At 69.6% G+C, this 15,115-nt stretch carries 14 protein-coding genes; 8 read left to right on the forward strand and 6 right to left on the reverse strand.

The genetic code is table 11. The annotated features are described in order from the left end of the window. Positions 1-53 precede the first annotated feature (53 nt). Entirely contained in the window at positions 54-1,049 is a 996-nt protein-coding gene (locus ACZ5CR_RS23535) for an SCO0930 family lipoprotein (protein ID WP_468860743.1), read from the reverse strand. A 201-nt stretch (positions 1,050-1,250) separates the two neighbouring features. On the opposite strand from ACZ5CR_RS23535, the gene ACZ5CR_RS23540 reads away from it, so the two are divergent. Both ACZ5CR_RS23540 and ACZ5CR_RS23545 read left to right on the forward strand, forming a co-directional pair. Further along, positions 1,251-1,823, forward strand: coding sequence for a hypothetical protein (locus tag ACZ5CR_RS23540; protein ID WP_468860381.1), 573 nt, complete (start codon positions 1,251-1,253; stop codon positions 1,821-1,823). Positions 1,824-1,837: 14 nt separating this feature from the next. Next, positions 1,838-2,602, forward strand: coding sequence for a bestrophin-like domain (locus tag ACZ5CR_RS23545; protein WP_468860383.1), 765 nt, complete (start codon positions 1,838-1,840; stop codon positions 2,600-2,602). Between the two features lie 63 nt (positions 2,603-2,665). On the opposite strand, the gene ACZ5CR_RS23550 is transcribed toward ACZ5CR_RS23545, so the two are convergent. After that, positions 2,666-3,307, reverse strand: a complete 642-nt coding sequence (locus ACZ5CR_RS23550) for an HAD family hydrolase (RefSeq protein WP_468860385.1) — start codon at positions 3,305-3,307, stop codon at positions 2,666-2,668. Positions 3,308-3,416: 109 nt separating this feature from the next. On the opposite strand from ACZ5CR_RS23550, the gene ACZ5CR_RS23555 reads away from it, so the two are divergent. The 3 genes from ACZ5CR_RS23555 (at position 3,417) to ACZ5CR_RS23565 (ending at position 5,311) form a co-directional block, all read left to right on the forward strand. Next, positions 3,417-4,169 (forward strand): nucleotidyltransferase domain-containing protein, encoded by a 753-nt coding sequence (locus ACZ5CR_RS23555; protein WP_468860387.1) that lies wholly within the window; start codon positions 3,417-3,419, stop codon positions 4,167-4,169. Positions 4,170-4,210: 41 nt separating this feature from the next. Then, entirely contained in the window at positions 4,211-4,429 is a 219-nt protein-coding gene (locus ACZ5CR_RS23560) for a hypothetical protein (protein ID WP_453543390.1), read from the forward strand. 333 nt (positions 4,430-4,762) lie between these two features. Continuing rightward, positions 4,763-5,311: a hypothetical protein gene (locus ACZ5CR_RS23565; RefSeq protein ID WP_468860389.1), complete on the forward strand. Its 549-nt coding sequence runs from the start codon at positions 4,763-4,765 to the stop codon at positions 5,309-5,311. A gap of 128 nt (positions 5,312-5,439) precedes the next feature. Here ACZ5CR_RS23565 and ACZ5CR_RS23570 read toward each other — a convergent pair whose 3' ends face one another. Continuing rightward, positions 5,440-5,943, reverse strand: coding sequence for a hypothetical protein (locus ACZ5CR_RS23570; protein WP_468860746.1), 504 nt, complete (start codon positions 5,941-5,943; stop codon positions 5,440-5,442). 350 nt (positions 5,944-6,293) lie between these two features. Here ACZ5CR_RS23570 and ACZ5CR_RS23575 point away from each other — a divergent pair, with 350 nt between their 5' ends. Beyond that, on the forward strand, positions 6,294-6,950 hold the full coding sequence (locus ACZ5CR_RS23575) for a class F sortase (RefSeq protein WP_468860391.1): 657 nt from the start codon (positions 6,294-6,296) through the stop codon (positions 6,948-6,950). A gap of 51 nt (positions 6,951-7,001) precedes the next feature. On the opposite strand, the gene ACZ5CR_RS23580 is transcribed toward ACZ5CR_RS23575, so the two are convergent. Both ACZ5CR_RS23580 and lysX read right to left on the reverse strand, forming a co-directional pair. After that, entirely contained in the window at positions 7,002-7,892 is an 891-nt protein-coding gene (locus ACZ5CR_RS23580) for a polysaccharide deacetylase family protein (RefSeq protein WP_468860393.1), read from the reverse strand. 112 nt (positions 7,893-8,004) lie between these two features. Beyond that, positions 8,005-11,307, reverse strand: coding sequence for a bifunctional lysylphosphatidylglycerol synthetase/lysine--tRNA ligase LysX (gene lysX / locus ACZ5CR_RS23585; RefSeq protein WP_468860395.1), 3,303 nt, complete (start codon positions 11,305-11,307; stop codon positions 8,005-8,007). Positions 11,308-11,419: 112 nt separating this feature from the next. Between lysX and ACZ5CR_RS23590 the strand changes: the two genes are divergently transcribed. Continuing rightward, positions 11,420-11,881, forward strand: coding sequence for a universal stress protein (locus ACZ5CR_RS23590; RefSeq protein WP_389916083.1), 462 nt, complete (start codon positions 11,420-11,422; stop codon positions 11,879-11,881). Between the two features lie 123 nt (positions 11,882-12,004). Beyond that, the gene (locus ACZ5CR_RS23595; protein ID WP_468860398.1) at positions 12,005-13,429 is read left to right on the forward strand and encodes an amino acid permease; all 1,425 of its coding nucleotides are present in this window, start codon (positions 12,005-12,007) and stop codon (positions 13,427-13,429) included. A 31-nt stretch (positions 13,430-13,460) separates the two neighbouring features. Here the strand turns inward: ACZ5CR_RS23595 and ACZ5CR_RS23600 are convergent, their stop codons facing one another. After that, complete coding sequence (locus ACZ5CR_RS23600; RefSeq protein ID WP_468860400.1) at positions 13,461-15,089, reverse strand: extracellular solute-binding protein; 1,629 nt, start codon at positions 15,087-15,089, stop codon at positions 13,461-13,463. Between the last annotated feature and the right edge of the window lie 26 nt (positions 15,090-15,115).

Consider the following 15,115-nt stretch of genomic DNA (forward strand, 5'->3'; position numbering starts at 1 on the left):
CTGTGTACCTATTTCCCGTACGTCTATTTCCCGGGCGCCTCCTTCCCGTACGCCTACTTCGGCGCGCCGACGGGCTTTCCGTTCGGCCCGGCCGCATACCAAGTGCCGCCTACACCTTGACCGTTGGTGTCTCCGGGCTTCTTGTCGCCGGAGAACGTGTACATCGGCCAGCAGTCGATGGTCTGCTGCTTGCCGCCGTCCGGCCTGTTGTAGGTCATGAATCCCTTCTTCTGGATGCCCAGGGTGTCTCCCTTGTCGACCGGAGCGACGGCCGGCCACTTCTGCGCGCAGGCACCCACGCAGTTGGACTTGATGGGCCAGGCGGAGTCCTTCGTGAAGCGGTAGACGGTCATGCCGTTCTTGTCGACGACGATCTCCCCGAGCTTGGGGTCCTTGCGGGTGGAGAGCCCTGCCGGGTCGACGGGAGCCGTCTCGGCGGGAGGGTCGGCCTCGGCGGCGGGCGCGGCCTTCTTGCCGTCGGGGGCGGCCGCGTACCAAGTGCCGCCGACCCCCTGGCCCTTGGCGTCACCGGCCTTGGTGTCCTTGGCGTACCGGTACATCGGCCAGCCGTCGATGGTCAGCTGCTTGCTGCCGTCGGACCTGGTGACCTCGCCGAGCAGGGACTTGTCCACGCCGGGCGCCGCGGCCGCGCCCTCCGGGGACGCGACGGGCCAGGTCGTGGCGCAGGCGCCGTCACAGTTGGACTTGGGCGGCTCGGCGGTGTCCTTGTCGAAGCGGTAGAGCGTGTGGCCCTCGCTGTCGGTGACGACCTTGCCGAGCTTCTTGCTGTCCCAGACGGCGAGTTGGCCGGCGGCTTTCGCCTTCCCCGCCCCCTCCTTCGCGGCGCCCGTGTCGGCCCCGTATCCGTCGCTGCCCGCTCCGTACCCGTCGTCCTTGGCCGGGGCCTGGTTGCCCACGTTCTGTCCGTTCGGCGACTGGTCCCCCTTTTCCTGACCGCATGCCGTCGTCAGCGCCAGCACGGCCGCAGCTGTCGCTATGAGCGAGGCGCTCCGCCAGGCCCGAGGGGAACCCCCTGATGGATGCTGCATCTCCAACTCCCGCTGTCGCTTGGGTATCGCGCCGCTGAGTGCGTCACGCATGGCCCTAGGTACGGGTGGGAACGGCTGGTGCGTTCAACCGGCGTTCAAGATTCTTTTGTTCGTCAAGCACGCGCCCGGCGTCTCCCCCTTTCGGGCCATAGGAGGCCTCGCGCGGCGTGGCAGCACGACACACTGCCCATGATCCTTGACGTGCATGGATCCACGAAGGCCTCATCCGGCCTGGTCACACGCTTAGCCGCACTTCTGGTGCTGACCTGGCTGCTCGGTTCGCCGACGGCTGCCGCGGCGCCGGTCACCGCGCCCACGGACAACTGCGCCTACGCGTCGATCGGTGACGCTCCCGGCGGCGACGCGGTGGCGGTCGCGGGCGACGGAGTGGTCTGCAGGGCGGGTCCCACACACCGCCCCAAGCCTCCGCCGCCACCCCCTCCGCCACCGCCCGCTCCGGCTCCGCCGCCCCGCCCGGAGCCGCGCGCACCTGAGCCCCCTCCTCCCCCGCCACCACCACCGCCCGCGCGTCCGACACCCGCCGAGCCGGCGCCGCCCCCGCCGCCGCCGTCACCACCACCACCGAGTCCGAAACCGAAGCCGAAGCCGACCCCCACCGTCCTCCACAAGCCCGCGCCGACCCCGGTGAGTTACCCCGCGTACCGCGCCGCTCCGCGTAATCCGCCGCCCAGCGGCGGCCCGTCCCTGGTCTCGCTCACCCTGCTCATCACCGCACCCGCGGTGCTCGCCGTCGCCGCGCTGCGGCCTCGCTGACCGTCGGAGGTCCCATGTCGGAATGGCTTGTTCTCACCCTCGCGATGGCCGCCGCGTGCGGCGTCGTCCTGATCGTCACCTTCCTGCGGCACCGCAGGACGAGCCCGGACTACGACGCTTCGGAGACCCCGGACGTCATCGAGTACATGACGATGATGATCGGCGTGGTGTACGCCATCGTCCTCGGCCTGGCCATCGCCGGTGTCTGGGAGGCCCGCAGCGTCGCCGAGGACCATGTGCACGCCGAGGCCCAGGCGTTGCACGAGGTGTCCGAGCGAGCGCGGATCTATCCGACCGAGGTCCGCGAACGCATTCGCACGGATGTACATGCTTATGTCAGCCATGTCGTCACCACGGAGTGGGACTCCATGGCCGACCGCGGCGAACTCACCGACCGCGGCTCTCAACTCCTCACGCGTGTACGCCACGACGTCACGGACTACCAGCCCAAGTCCGATTTCGAGGCCCAGGCCTACCAGCCGCTCGTCGACGCGGTCGCGGCAGCGTCCGACGCGCGCAACTCCCGTGGTGAGAGCGCCGGGGCCACCATGCCGGGGGTCGTCTGGTTCGGGCTGATCGCCGGTGGTCTCGTCACCATCGGCATGATCTTCACCCTGCAGATCCGCCGCACCCCGCGCGAACTCATCCTCGCGGGGCTGTTCTCGGCCTTGATCGCCTTCCTGCTCTTCCTCATCTGGGACTTCGACGCCCCCTACAGCCGCGGCGTCGCGGCCACCCCGGAACCGTTCCGCGCGCTCTTCGGCCACCTCGGCGGATGAGAGCGGCTCACAAACAGGAGCGGCCGCGCCCTCAAGCGCAGGGTGCGACCGCTTTCTTGACGTTCACTCAGCAATGATCGACGCGACCTGGGTGAGGGAGTCGATCCGCCAGTCCGCGGCCTCGACGACGGTCGGGTCGTCGGCCCACCAGTGGCCCCAGGGACCACGCCGGATGTGCGCCGTTCTCAACCCGGCCGCCTTGGCCGGGAAGATGTCGTTCGCGGGATGGTCTCCGACGTAGAGCGTCCGCTCCGGCTCGGCCTGAGCCGCGTCGATCACTCTGGCGAAGAACGACGGATCCGGTTTCGCCACTCCCCACTCGCCCGAGGTGGCGACGAGATCGGCGGGCAGATCGAGGGCGCGCAGCAGCTCGCCCGCGCGAGACGTCTGATTGCCCGCGACGACGACACGCAGCCCCTGCTTGCGCAGCCCGCCCAGAGCGGGGCGCACATCGGGGTAGAGGTCGGTCTCGGCCAAGTGCTCACCACGCCCCGCGACCTCGCGGGCCTGGTAGGCGGCGGCGACATCTATGTCCGGGCTCAGCAGCCGCAGCGCTTCGGTATTGTCGCGGCCCCGCGTGACGACACCGCCCACGAGCGCGGAGACGGTGTGACGGGGCACGCCGAGCCAATCGGCCCAGGACGCCCAGTAGCGGTCATCTTTGGTGAGGGTCTCCCCCACGTCGAAAACGACGGTCTCAATCATCGGGCTCAGCCTATGCGGCACCGGGCTCCGCAGGCCGCCTGACCCGCGTGTCTCAGGGGGTTCACATGTACGCCGCCTCCGGCGCAGCGCGCTGCGGCAGAGTGGATCCATGGAGATCGAGATCGAGGAACCCGTCCGGGTGACACGCGAGTTGGTCTCGGCATTGCATCCCGAGGCGCTGGCAGCGTTACTCGGCGGGAGCTCGGTGACCGCTCGGCGCACGCCGCGCTCCGACCTGGATGTCGTCGTGGTGCTCGCCGGTGAGCGGGAGCCGTCCAGGACGAGCCTGCGATTCGGGCCGTGGCCGGTGGAGCTGTTCGTGCACACCGAGGCCAGCTGGCGGTGGTTCGTACGGAAGGAGATTCCGCGGCGGCGATCGTCGATGCTCTCGATGTGCGCCGAGGGGATCGTGCTCCTGGACCGGGACGGCACCGGCGCCCGACTGCGGGACGAGGCACGGAGGTTGACGGCGGCCGGGCCTCCCGAGGCGACACCGGAGGAACTGGAGGACCGGCGCTACAGCCTCACCGACCTCCTCGACGACCTCGCCGGATGCGCACACGCGGGCGAGCGGCTGTTCATCGTCACCGAGATCGCCCGCCGGACCTGCGAGTTCGTCCTCTTGCGTACGGGGGCGTGGCTGGGCGGCGGGAAGTGGCTGGCGCGGCGCGTCGACGAGGTGTGGCCGGGGTTTTCCACGGGGCTTGACGGCGCGGTGCGGGAGGCTCTGGCGGGCAGGCCATCGGGCCTTGTCGCGCTGGTGGACGGGGTGCTCGCGCCGTCCGGCGGGCGGCTGTGGGAAGGGTATCGGCGCAGCGGGTACCCAGGCTCCGCGACACCGGCTTCGCACACAGGTCCGTAAACCGTGCTGCGCGGCGGCCCGGCGCGGCGCACTCTGGTGGCATGACCTGGCAGACACCCATCATCGTCCACCCGCCCGCTCCCGACGGCGGACGGCGGGTCACCGTGCGCGGACAGGCCGTCGGCGTCGCGCGCGACGACCGTGACCTGGTGGAGTTCCTGCGCCGCGCGGGACTCGGGGACGCCGACATAGCCCTCGACGACCCGCACCTCGTGGAGTGGCGTGGCAGCGGGGCGCATGTGTGGGCGAAGGGTTCCTGAGTCCCGTCCGAGTGACTCCCGGGCGAGCGGCAGGCACGTAGGCAGTAGGTATGCGAGTGGGCAGGCGCACCGTGCCGTCCGGCTCCCCCGGCCCGGCCCGGCAGTACGCGGCCCCCGTTCCCCGCCCCTTTACACGCCGCGCCGCCCGATCCCCGTCACCGACCCCGCGACACCCCGCCCCGTTCCCCTGTCCGGCCCACACCGTTGCCCCGTTCGCGCGACTGCGATCGCGGTCGCGCGGCTCCCTGCTTAGCGTTTGCGGCATCGAGGCGCATATCAGGTGAAAGCGGAAGAAGATCCGCGGCTGCTCCTCGGAGACCCGGAGGAATCATCATGCGCGCGATACGCGTCGCCTCGGCCACTCTGCTCGCCGCCACCGCCCTGACCCTCACCGCCTCCGCCGCTTCCGCGGCCGTCGCGGACGACGGCGACTCGAACGACCACAACATCACCTCGTTCGGCTTCCGCGTCACCCCGTCCACGATCGCCGCCGGCGGTCAGGTCACGCTCAGCGTGGACGGCTGCGAAGACGAAGCCACAGCGACCTCCGGCGTCTTCGACGACGCCCATATCCCCAAAGGACAGCAGTCCGTCTCAGCGATGGTCTTCCCCGACGCCAAGCCCGGCGCGATGTACGAGGTGACCTTCAAGTGCGGGCAGGAGACAGGGACCACGGACCTCACGATCGCCACCGGCCGTCCGACCTCACACCCCACCTCGCATCCGACAGGACCCACCCACCATGGGGTCAAGGCCGGTGTCGGCGGCAGCTTCGGCGGGCTCGACCTGCACGAGATCGCGCTCGGCGGCGCCTTGATCGTGGGCACGCTCGGCACCGCGTACTACTGGACCCGCCGCCGCACCGGCGACGGCAACTCCTGACGAACCGCCTCTGACCGGCGCGGAAGGGGGACGCGCCGGTCAGCAAGGCGGAACGGTCCACACCCGACGTGCGAGTGACGGGTGAGGTGCGAGTCATGGGCGTGCCGGTACCGGTACCGGGCGTGCGGTCAGATGCCGCGCCCCGCGTTCTCCGAGCGGCGGCGCATCCAGAACACCCCGCCACCGACCACGGCGGCGGCCACGAGCACCCCGCCGATCGCCATGTCGGTACTGGTCGCCCCTGCGCTGCTGCTGCCGCCGAGACCGCCGCGGACACCACCGTGGATGACGGTGAACGCGTTGGGCTTGGTGAGGGGCGCGCTGCTGCCGCAGTGGACGGTGATGCTGTGGGCCCCCGGGGACGCGTGATGGTGGATCGTGGTGTTCGCGCTGGCCGTGCCCCCGCCCATGGTCTTCAGGTTCGTGTCGGGGAAGGCGTCGGACGTGACCTTGCTGCCGACGGCCTGGCAGGCCGAGCCGTCGACCGTCACCGTCAGCTGTCCCCCTCTGGGGATCACGCTAGGCATGGCGACGATGTTGGACGGATCGGCCCAGGCCGATGCCGTCGGGGCGGCGAGGCCGACGACGGCACCCGCGGTGACTGCGACCGCGAGGGCACGGGTGGTGCGCATACGAGAAGTACGCATGTGAATCCTCCGCGGAAGACGCCCCGGGGTAACCGTCCCCGGTCGATCGGCGAGAGCGCCTCCCAAACAGACCCTCAGATGCCCTGCACACGCACGCATTTCGACGATCGGCCGTCCTGGTGAGGCGACACGCCGGAGCGTGAACGTACAAGCCGATATTGCCGCAGGTCACGGACCGTCAGAAATTTCCTGCGGACCGCGACTCGGATGGCGCATGCCCGGTATGGGCGCCACCCGTTCGCTCCCGCTCTGTCGCCCGCCGCGCGCACCGCGCTTAGCGTTCTCGTACGCGCAACGGACGCGGTTCGAACGCCGCGTTGAGAGGGGATCAGAGAATGCCTTCGTCCCAGCCGGCCGATGACGAGGAGCAGCAGAAAAAGCGCGCGCCGTGGGGCGTCATGGCGCTTGTTCTGCTGACCGGCCTCGCGCTGATCCGGAATGGCTCAGGGGAATTCGACGTGGGTCCGCCCCAGCCCGCTTCGGCCGCCGCCGCGGACCAGGCACCCGACGAGGCGGGCCGGGGCATCACGCCGATGACGTTCTCCCCCGCCGCGCGGGTGGGCATCAAGGGGATCCGGGTGGACGCGCCGGTCATGCCCGTCGGGCTCGACTCGGAGGGCTGGGTCGACGCGCCGCCGCCGGAGGACCCGAATCTCGCGGGCTGGTTCACCGGAGCCGTGTCGCCGGGCGAGAAGGGCACGTCCGTGATCGTCGGCCATGTGGACAATCAGCAGGGGCCCGCTGTCTTCTACGGCCTGGGCTCGCTGAAGAAGGGAAACCGCGTCGAGGTCCTGCGCAGGGACCGTAAGACCGCGGTATTCGAGATCTATGGCATCGAAGTGTTCGAGAAGAGCGATTTTCCGGGGCGCCGCGTCTACAAGGACAAGGGAACTCCGGAACTCCGCGTCATCACCTGCGGCGGCGGATTCTCGAAGCAGGACGGTTACGACGGGAATGTCGTTGTTTTCGCCCGCCTGGTGGACGTGCGCTGACGGCGAACGCGTCGGCGGCACACGGCAAAACCGGGCGGGCGAATTCCCGTCCTAGATTCCGTAGCGGCTCGGCAAGCTGATGCGGTATCCCGAATCGATGAGTTCGGGGAGATACGTCCGCAGCGCCTCGACGCTCTGGGAACGGTCGCCGCCCGCGTCGTGCGAGAGCACGACCACTCCGGGGCCCGCACCGGCCCGTACGCGCCGGATGATCGTGCGGGTGCCGGGCTCGGTCCAGTCCAGGGTGTCGACGGTCCAGGCGAGCGGCTCCATGCCCAGGTCGGCGCCCAGCTGGAAGGCGTTGCGGTTCCAGGCTCCGTAGGGGGCGCGGAACCAGGCCGGGGGTTCGCCCACGGCGTCCTCGACGACCTCGCAGGTGCGCTCGATCTCCTCGCGCATCGCGCTCCGGCTCATCTTCGGGAGCAGCGGATGCGTCCAGGTGTGGTTGCCGATCAGATGCCCGTCGTCGGCCATCTCGCGCAGCAGGTCCTTGTTGTCGACGGCCATCTCGCCGCAGACGAAGAACATCGCGCGGACGTCGTAGCGGCGCAGGGTGCGCAGGATGCCGGGCGTGTAGCGGGGGTCGGGCCCGTCGTCGAAGGTCAGCACCATGCTGCGGCCCTGTCCGTCCATGCGCAGGATCGGCTCCTTGCGCACGCGGGGCCGGGCGCGCGGGGCCCCGGCAGGACCGCTGCCCGCCATGGGCTGGAGGCGGTACGCGGAGGGCTTGAGGGGTCGCGCGGCAGGCGCCCCACCCGCAGCCACCCCACCGCCAGCCACCTCACCGCCAGCCGCACCACGGGGAATCCCAGAACCGGACATGTCCGGCGCCCCAGCGCCGGACCCTTCTGTTCCCGCGCAGCCGGCGGTCGCGGCCAGACCGAAGACAGCGGCGCCGCGCAGGAGCGCACGACGCCCTGGAGTCATTTGATCCTTTTTCATGACTAATCCGTCGCATGGCGGAAGCCCGACGCGGACCATCAACACCACGGCCGGCCGCGAAAGTACCCGATGGGACCAGCGGAGAGCCCGGCGGCAGGGGCGATGACGCGGTTCAGCGGCGCCGTACGAGCGGGAAGGGCAGCGTCTCCCGGATCGTCAGGCCGGTGAGGAACATGACGAGCCGGTCGACGCCGATGCCGAGCCCGCCGGTGGGCGGCATCGCGTACTCCAGGGCGTCGAGGAAGTCCTCGTCCAGCTCCATCGCCTCCGGGTCTCCCCCGGCGGCGAGCAGGGACTGCGCGGTGAGGCGGCGGCGCTGCTCGACGGGGTCGGTCAACTCCGAGTAGGCGGTGCCCAGTTCGGTACCGAAGGCGACCAGGTCCCAGCGCTCGGCCAGGCGCGGGTCAGTGCGGTGCTGGCGGGTCAGCGGGGAGACGTCGGTCGGGAAGTCCTTGTAGAAGGTGGGCAGCTCCGTCTTCTCCTCGACGAGGCGCTCGTACATCTCGAGTACGACGTCACCGCGGCCGTCGTCCGGCTGGTACGGGACGTCCGCGCGGTCGCAGAGCCGGTGCAGCCGCGCCAGCGGGGTGTCCGCGTCGACCTCGTCGCCGAGAGCTTCGGAGATCGCACCGTAGACCGTCTTGACCGGCCACGGTCCGGAGATGTCGTGCTCGGTGAGCCGCCCGTCCGAGTCGGCCTTGTGGGCGACGGGCGCGCCGAAGGCGGCGGTGGCGGCGCCCTGGATGAGCTCGCGCGTGAGGTCGAGCATCACGTCGTAGTCGGCGAACGCCTGGTAGGCCTCCAGCATCGTGAACTCGGGGTTGTGCTTGTAGCTCACGCCCTCGTTGCGGAAGGTGCGGCCCATCTCGAAGACCTTCTCCATGCCACCGACGCAGAGCCGCTTCAGATAGAGCTCGGGCGCGATGCGCAGATAGAGGTCGAGGTCGTAGGCGTTGATGTGGGTGGTGAAGGGGCGGGCGTTGGCGCCTCCGTGGATCTGCTGGAGCATCGGCGTCTCGACCTCGAGGTAGCCGCGGTCCAACAGGCCCTGCCGCAGGGCCTGCACGGCGGTGGACCGGGCCCGGACGACATCGCGGGCGTCGGGGCTCGCGACCAGATCGAGGTAGCGGCGGCGGACCTTGGCCTCGGGGTCGGTGAGTCCGCGGTGCTTGTCGGGCAGCGGGCGCAGGCACTTGCCGGTGAGCTGCCAGCCGGCGACGAAGACGGTGAGCTCGCCCTTGTCGCTGGTGCCGACCGCGCCGGTGGCCGTGATGTGGTCGCCGATGTCCGTGCCGGAGGTGAAGTCGTTCAGGACGTCGGGGCCCGCCCTGTCCCGGGTCAGGGCGAGTTGGCGGTCGCCTGACCAGTCGCGCAGGACCGCGAAGACGATCCCGCCGAAGTCGCGTACGAGCATGACGCGCCCGGCGACCGTGACCTGCTCCCCCGTCAGGGCGGGTGTCAGCTCGGCGAGAGTGTGGGTGCGCGGCGGGAGGCCCACGGGGTAGGGGTCGACTCCGTCGGCGCGCAGCCGGTCGAGCTTGTGGTGGCGGATGCGGACCTGGTCGGGGAGCGCGGCCAGGGGGTCGGCGTCCACGGCGTCCCGCCGGCCCGCGAGACCGAGGGCGGAGATCGGCGGGAGGCCCTCCGTACCGACGGGCTTCGTGACGCCCTTGGGTCCCCGGCCCTTGCCCCAGAGCTTGCGCAGCGAGGGTACGGAGACGAAGCCTTCCGCGATGCCCGACGCGAGGCTGATCCTGGCGAGGGCCCCGGCGTCGCCGTAACAGATGAAGCGGGGGTACCACTCGGGGTGGTATTTGGCGTTGGAGCGGTAGAGCGCTTCGAGCTGCCACCATTTCGAGAAGAAGAGGAGCAGCTTGCGCCACAGGCGCAGCACGGGGCCGGCTCCGATGCGGGCGCCCTCCTCGAAGACCGAGCGGAACACGGCGAAGTTCAGGGAGATGCGGCGCACCCCGAACTTTCCGGCGCCCGCGCAGAGTTCCGCGACCATGAACTCCATGACTCCGTTGGGCGCGGACGCCCGGTCACGGCGCATCAGGTCCAGGGAGATGCCGTCCTTGCCCCAGGGGACGAGGGAGAGCAGGGCGATGAGCCGCCCTTCGGCGTCCAGGGCCTCGACGAGCAGGCAGTCGCCGTCCTCGGGGTCGCCCAGCCGGTCGAGCGCCATCGAGAAGCCGCGCTCGGTCTCGGTGTCCCGCCAGGCGTCCGCCTTGTCGACGATCTCCTCCATCTCCTCGTCGGTGAGGGTGGAGTGGCGGCGGATGCGGGTGGTGGCGCCGGTGCGGCGGACGCGGTTCACGGCCTGCCGGGTGACGCGCATGTCGCGGCCGTCCAGGTCGAAGTCCGCGATGTGCAGGATCGCCTCGTCGCCGAGCTGGAGCGCGCCGAGCCCGGAGCGTGCGTAGGCGGTGGCGCCCTCCTCGGACGCGCCCATCACCGCGGGGGCCCAGGCGTACCGCCGGGCCACCTCCAGCCACGCGCCGATCGCGTGCGGCCAGGCCTCGCGGTCGCCCACCGGGTCGCCGCTGGCCAGGCAGACGCCCGCCTCGACGCGGTAGGTGACGGCGGCCTTGCCGCTGGGCGAGAAGACGACGGCCTTGTCGCGCCGGGTGGCGAAGTAGCCGAGCGAGTCCTGGGCGCCGTACGCGCCGAGCAGCGCGCGGATGCGGGGTTCCTCGTCGCCGTGCAGGGCGGCTTCCATGCGCTGGGAGCGGAAGAGGGTCGCGGCCGCGTTCAGGAGGGCGACAGCGCCGAAGAGACCGAGCCAGAAGTGCAGGGCACGTGGGGGTCTGCCGTCGAAGTAGTCGCCGCCGGTGAAGAGCCCGCCGCAGACGCGGTCCGCCGCCCACAGCAAGGCATGGCCGCGCGGCAGCGACCCCGGAAAGAGCGCGACGAGCCCCCAGCCGACCAGGATCGCCACGGCGAGGCCCGCGACGAGTACGAGCACGGCCCGCCGGACCGCCCCGCGGCGGGAGTCCGCGGAGAACTCCTTGCGGGCCAGGACGAGCAGGACGAGGGCGATGGAGCAGACGACGAGGGAGGGGATCGAGTCCGCCCAGAAGCCGAGGGCGATGCCCAGGACGTCGAAGGCGAGAAGAAGCCCCAGATAGACGACGACCAGCCACCACGCGACCTTCTTGCGGGCCGCCGTCGCCGCGGCGAGGAGGAAGAGGAAGACCGCGTACGCCAGGTTGGGGCTCACCGGGACCGTGAGGAGGTCGAGGACGCGGACCACCGGGCGCAGGAGGTGGCGCAGCGGGGCGATGATCGAGAGGATCGCGCAGAAGAGCCCCAAGGTGCCGAAGAAGGTGGCGAATCCCTCCGGCACGCGTCTGAGGAAGCGGGCTTTCGCGCCCTGCGGCGGGGCGGTGCGGGGGCTCTCCACGCTGGTGCTCATGGATCGACCCTAGGAAGGGCCGCGCCGCCCCGCTCGTCGGAGCGTCGGCCGGCGTCTCGAATACCTCTGCCCGCGACGGAAGCGGAACGACGGCTCCGATAGCCTCTCGGCTGTGACTGAACACCACTCCCACCAGTTCGAACGCGGTACGGACGGCCCGAAGGTGATCGTCGTCGGCGTCGACGGCTCGGACTCCTCGCTCCGGGCCGCGGCATATGCCGGAGGCCTGGCGCGGCGACAGCACGCGCTGCTCGCCGTCGTCTACATCCAGCCGGTGATGGCCGCGGGCGCCGCGCTCGGCGCCCCGGTGGCCGAGGCGACCGACGAGATCGCCGAGTCCCTGATTGCCGAGATCAGAGACGCGACCGAGCGGGTGAAAGACATATTCGACGTGCGATGGGAGTTCCACACCTTCCGCGGCGACCCCTACAGCGGTCTGGTCACCGCGGCGGACGATCTCACCGCCGACGCCGTGGTCGTCGGCGCCTCCGAGCAGGCGGGCCACCGTATCGTCGGCTCGGTCGCGGTACGCCTGGTCAAGGCGGGTCGCTGGCCCGTCACCGTGGTGCCGTAACCGACAGCGGCCAGACTGCTGAACCCCCACATCAATGAGTGGTGTGGTGTCTTCCGTCATGGGCACGCCTGGGCCATCATGATCCGCCATCAGCCGACTGCCGTCTGCGAAGAGGTGGAGCTCATGGCAGGACTCCGGATGGGGCACGGCGTTCTGCGCCGCAAACCCATCGAAAGCATCGAAGAAACCGAAGGCGCGGAGGGCGGCGGGCTCTCCCGCTCGCTCGGCCTCTGGCAGCTCACCGCGATCGGCGTCGGCGGCATCATCGGCGCCGGCATCTTCACCCTCGCCGGGACGGTGGCCAACGGCACGGCAGGACCCGCCGTCCTCATCTCCTTCCTCATCGCCGGTGTCGCGAGCGCGGCCGCCGCCTTCTCGTACGCCGAGTTCGCGGGTCTCATCCCGAAGGCGGGATCGGCGTACACCTACGGCTATGTGGTGCTCGGCGAGCTCACGGGCTGGTTCATCGGCTGGGACCTGCTCCTGGAGTACACGGCGATCGTGGCGGTGGTCGCGATCGGCATCTCCGGCTACTTCAACTTCCTCCTGAACGACATGGGCGCGCAGCTGCCCCACTGGATGCTGGGCGCACCCGGCACGGGCGACGGACACAAGGTCGACCTGTTCGCGGCGGTACTGTGCCTGCTCATCGCCTACCTCCTGACCCTCGGTATCAAGAACGCGGCGCGCTTCGAGATGATCGTGGTCGTGCTGAAGGTCATCGTCGTGCTCGTGGTGATCGCGGTCGGCTTCTTCCACATCAACACCGGGAACTACAAGCCGTTCTTCCCCTTCGGTGTCAGCGGCGCCTTCACGGGCGCGGCGACGGTCTTCTTCGCCGTGTTCGGGTACGACGCCATGAGCACCGCCGCCGAGGAGTCCAAGGACGCTCAGCGCCACATGCCGAAGGCGATCCTCTACTCGCTCGCGATCTCGATGGTCCTGTACGTGCTCGCCTGCCTCGTCCTCACGGGGATGCAGGGCTACAAGGACATCGACCCGGAGAGCGGCTTCTCCACCGCGTTCAAGTCGGTGGGTCTCGGCGGTCTCGCCGATGTGATCGCGGTCGGCGCGATCATCGGCATCCTCACCGTGATGTTCACCTTCATGCTCGGCGTCACCCGCGTGTGGTTCAGCATGTCGCGCGACGGGCTGCTTCCGAAGTGGTTCGCCAAGACGCACAAGACCCGGCACGTGCCGACGCGCGTGACGTGGATCGTCGGATTCGCCTCGGCCGCCATCGCCGGGTTCCTGCCGATCGGCGAGGCGGCCGAACTGACCAACATCGGGATCCTGTTGGCGTTCGTCGTGGTCTGCGTCGCGGTGATCGTGCTGCGCTACAAGCAGCCCGATCTCCCGCGCACGTTCCGCTGCCCCGGGATGCCGGTGGTGCCCGCCATCGGGGTCGTCTTCTCGATCTGGCTGATCACGTTCTTGCAGTGGCAGACGTGGGTGCGGTTCGCGGTGTGGTTCGCGATCGGTCTTGTCGTCTACTTCGGGTACTCGTACCGGAAGTCGGAGCTGGCCAAGACCGACCGCGTTTCCTAGCGGGGGCGCTGATTCCCGGCGGGGTCGTCGCTCAGGCGCTCTCGATGGACTTCTGGAACTCGCGGGCCATCTGCTCCAGGCCCTTGTTCCTCCATTCCGCCCAGAACGGCTTCCACTCGCTCAGCTTCTTGCGGCCGCTGACGATGTCGTTGACGAGGTCTCGCGCTTCTGTGTCCATGCGTCCGTAGTGCTGGGTGTACGCGTCCGAGTAGTGGCCGACCGCGGGGTTGCGGATGGCGGTCTCGATGAGCTTCTGCTCGACTGCGTAGATGTCCTTGACGTCCCGGGCCCGCTCCGTGCCCGGGAAGGCCGACGCGACGAGCGCGAAGGGTGACGTAGTTGCCGTGGTCAGTCCGCTGAAGAGACCCTCGACCTGCTGCTTGCCCTGCTTCGACTGCTCCGGGAAGCCGTTCTTGTCGTGCGTGAAGTCCTTGCCCTCGGTGCCGAACTCGAGGAACTCACGTTCGGTGGTCCCGAACGGAGCGGCCAGGTAGTTGAGCACGCGGAGCAGCATGCGCACCCGCTTCTCGTCGCCCTTCTTGATGGCGGTGTAGCCGATCGTGCCGAGGTGATAGTGGTGGTTCGGCTTGTTGCCGCCCGCGCCGAAGGGGATCAGGATCTCGGCGGCCAGTCCGGGGTCCTGTACACGGATGTCCCTGCGCGCGTTGAAGGGGTTGGCATGGACCGTGGCACCGATCGATCCCTGCGCCATCTTGGTGTTCGCGTCCGCCATCTTCGGATTACCGGGGTAGAAGACCCCGGCCTTCTTCAGCTTGAGGACGAAGTTCAGGGCCTCCAGGTACTCGTCGGTGTCCTGGTACCAGGTCAGTGTTCCGTCCTTGTTCTGCCGCCACTTGTTGGGGGCGCCGAAACACTGGCTCATCACGCTTGCCGCGTTGACATAGATCGGCTCAAGGGCCCAGACCTTGCCGCCGGTGACCTCCTTGCACTTGGCGAGGAACTCATCGGGGCTGCTCGCCGAGAGTCCGTCCGCCTTCTCCCAGACCTTCGGGTTGCCGCCGTAGACCTGGCCCAAGGCGGGATACGGGCTGGGCGCGCCCCAGATCTTGCCGTTCACGACGGCGGTCTTCCAGTGCGCCGGGGTCATCGCGGCGAGATTCGGGTAGTCCTTCACCGCGTCCCCGGAGACGTACTCCGTGATGTCCGCGCACTTGGCTTCGAGAAGTTCGGCGATGTGCTGGATGCCCTGGTTCGGCGGTATCCACATGAGGTCGGGAAGTTCGCCGCCCGCGATGACGGCGGAGAACTTCTCTTCGTAGCCGGGGTCGGTGCCAAGGACCGCCTCCAGGTCCACGCCGAGCTCCTTGTTCACCTTCTTCCAGTGGGCGTTGGAGCCTGCTGGGGCAGGCGGCTGCGTCCAGATCTCCGTGAGCATCGTGATCTTCGAGCCGTCGCCGGGGGTCTTCTGGACGCTGCGCACCAAGTCCTTCGGGTACGACAGGAACCCCGCCGAGAGGCCCTTCGCATTCGGCGGCAGATCGGGCTTGACCTTGCTGAAGGGGACGTACGAAGGCAGCTTCACCTTCGACGATGCCGCCTCGCCCGTCTTCTTCGCGCCCGAGCCGCAGCCCGTCAGCGAGGTGGCGGCCGCACCAGCCGCTACGGCCGTGGAGAGGCTGAGGAAGGTGCGTCGGGACATGCCTGTCATGGGAATCTCCGCAAAGG

It is taken from the genome of Streptomyces sp. NPDC031274 (genome assembly GCF_055570235.1).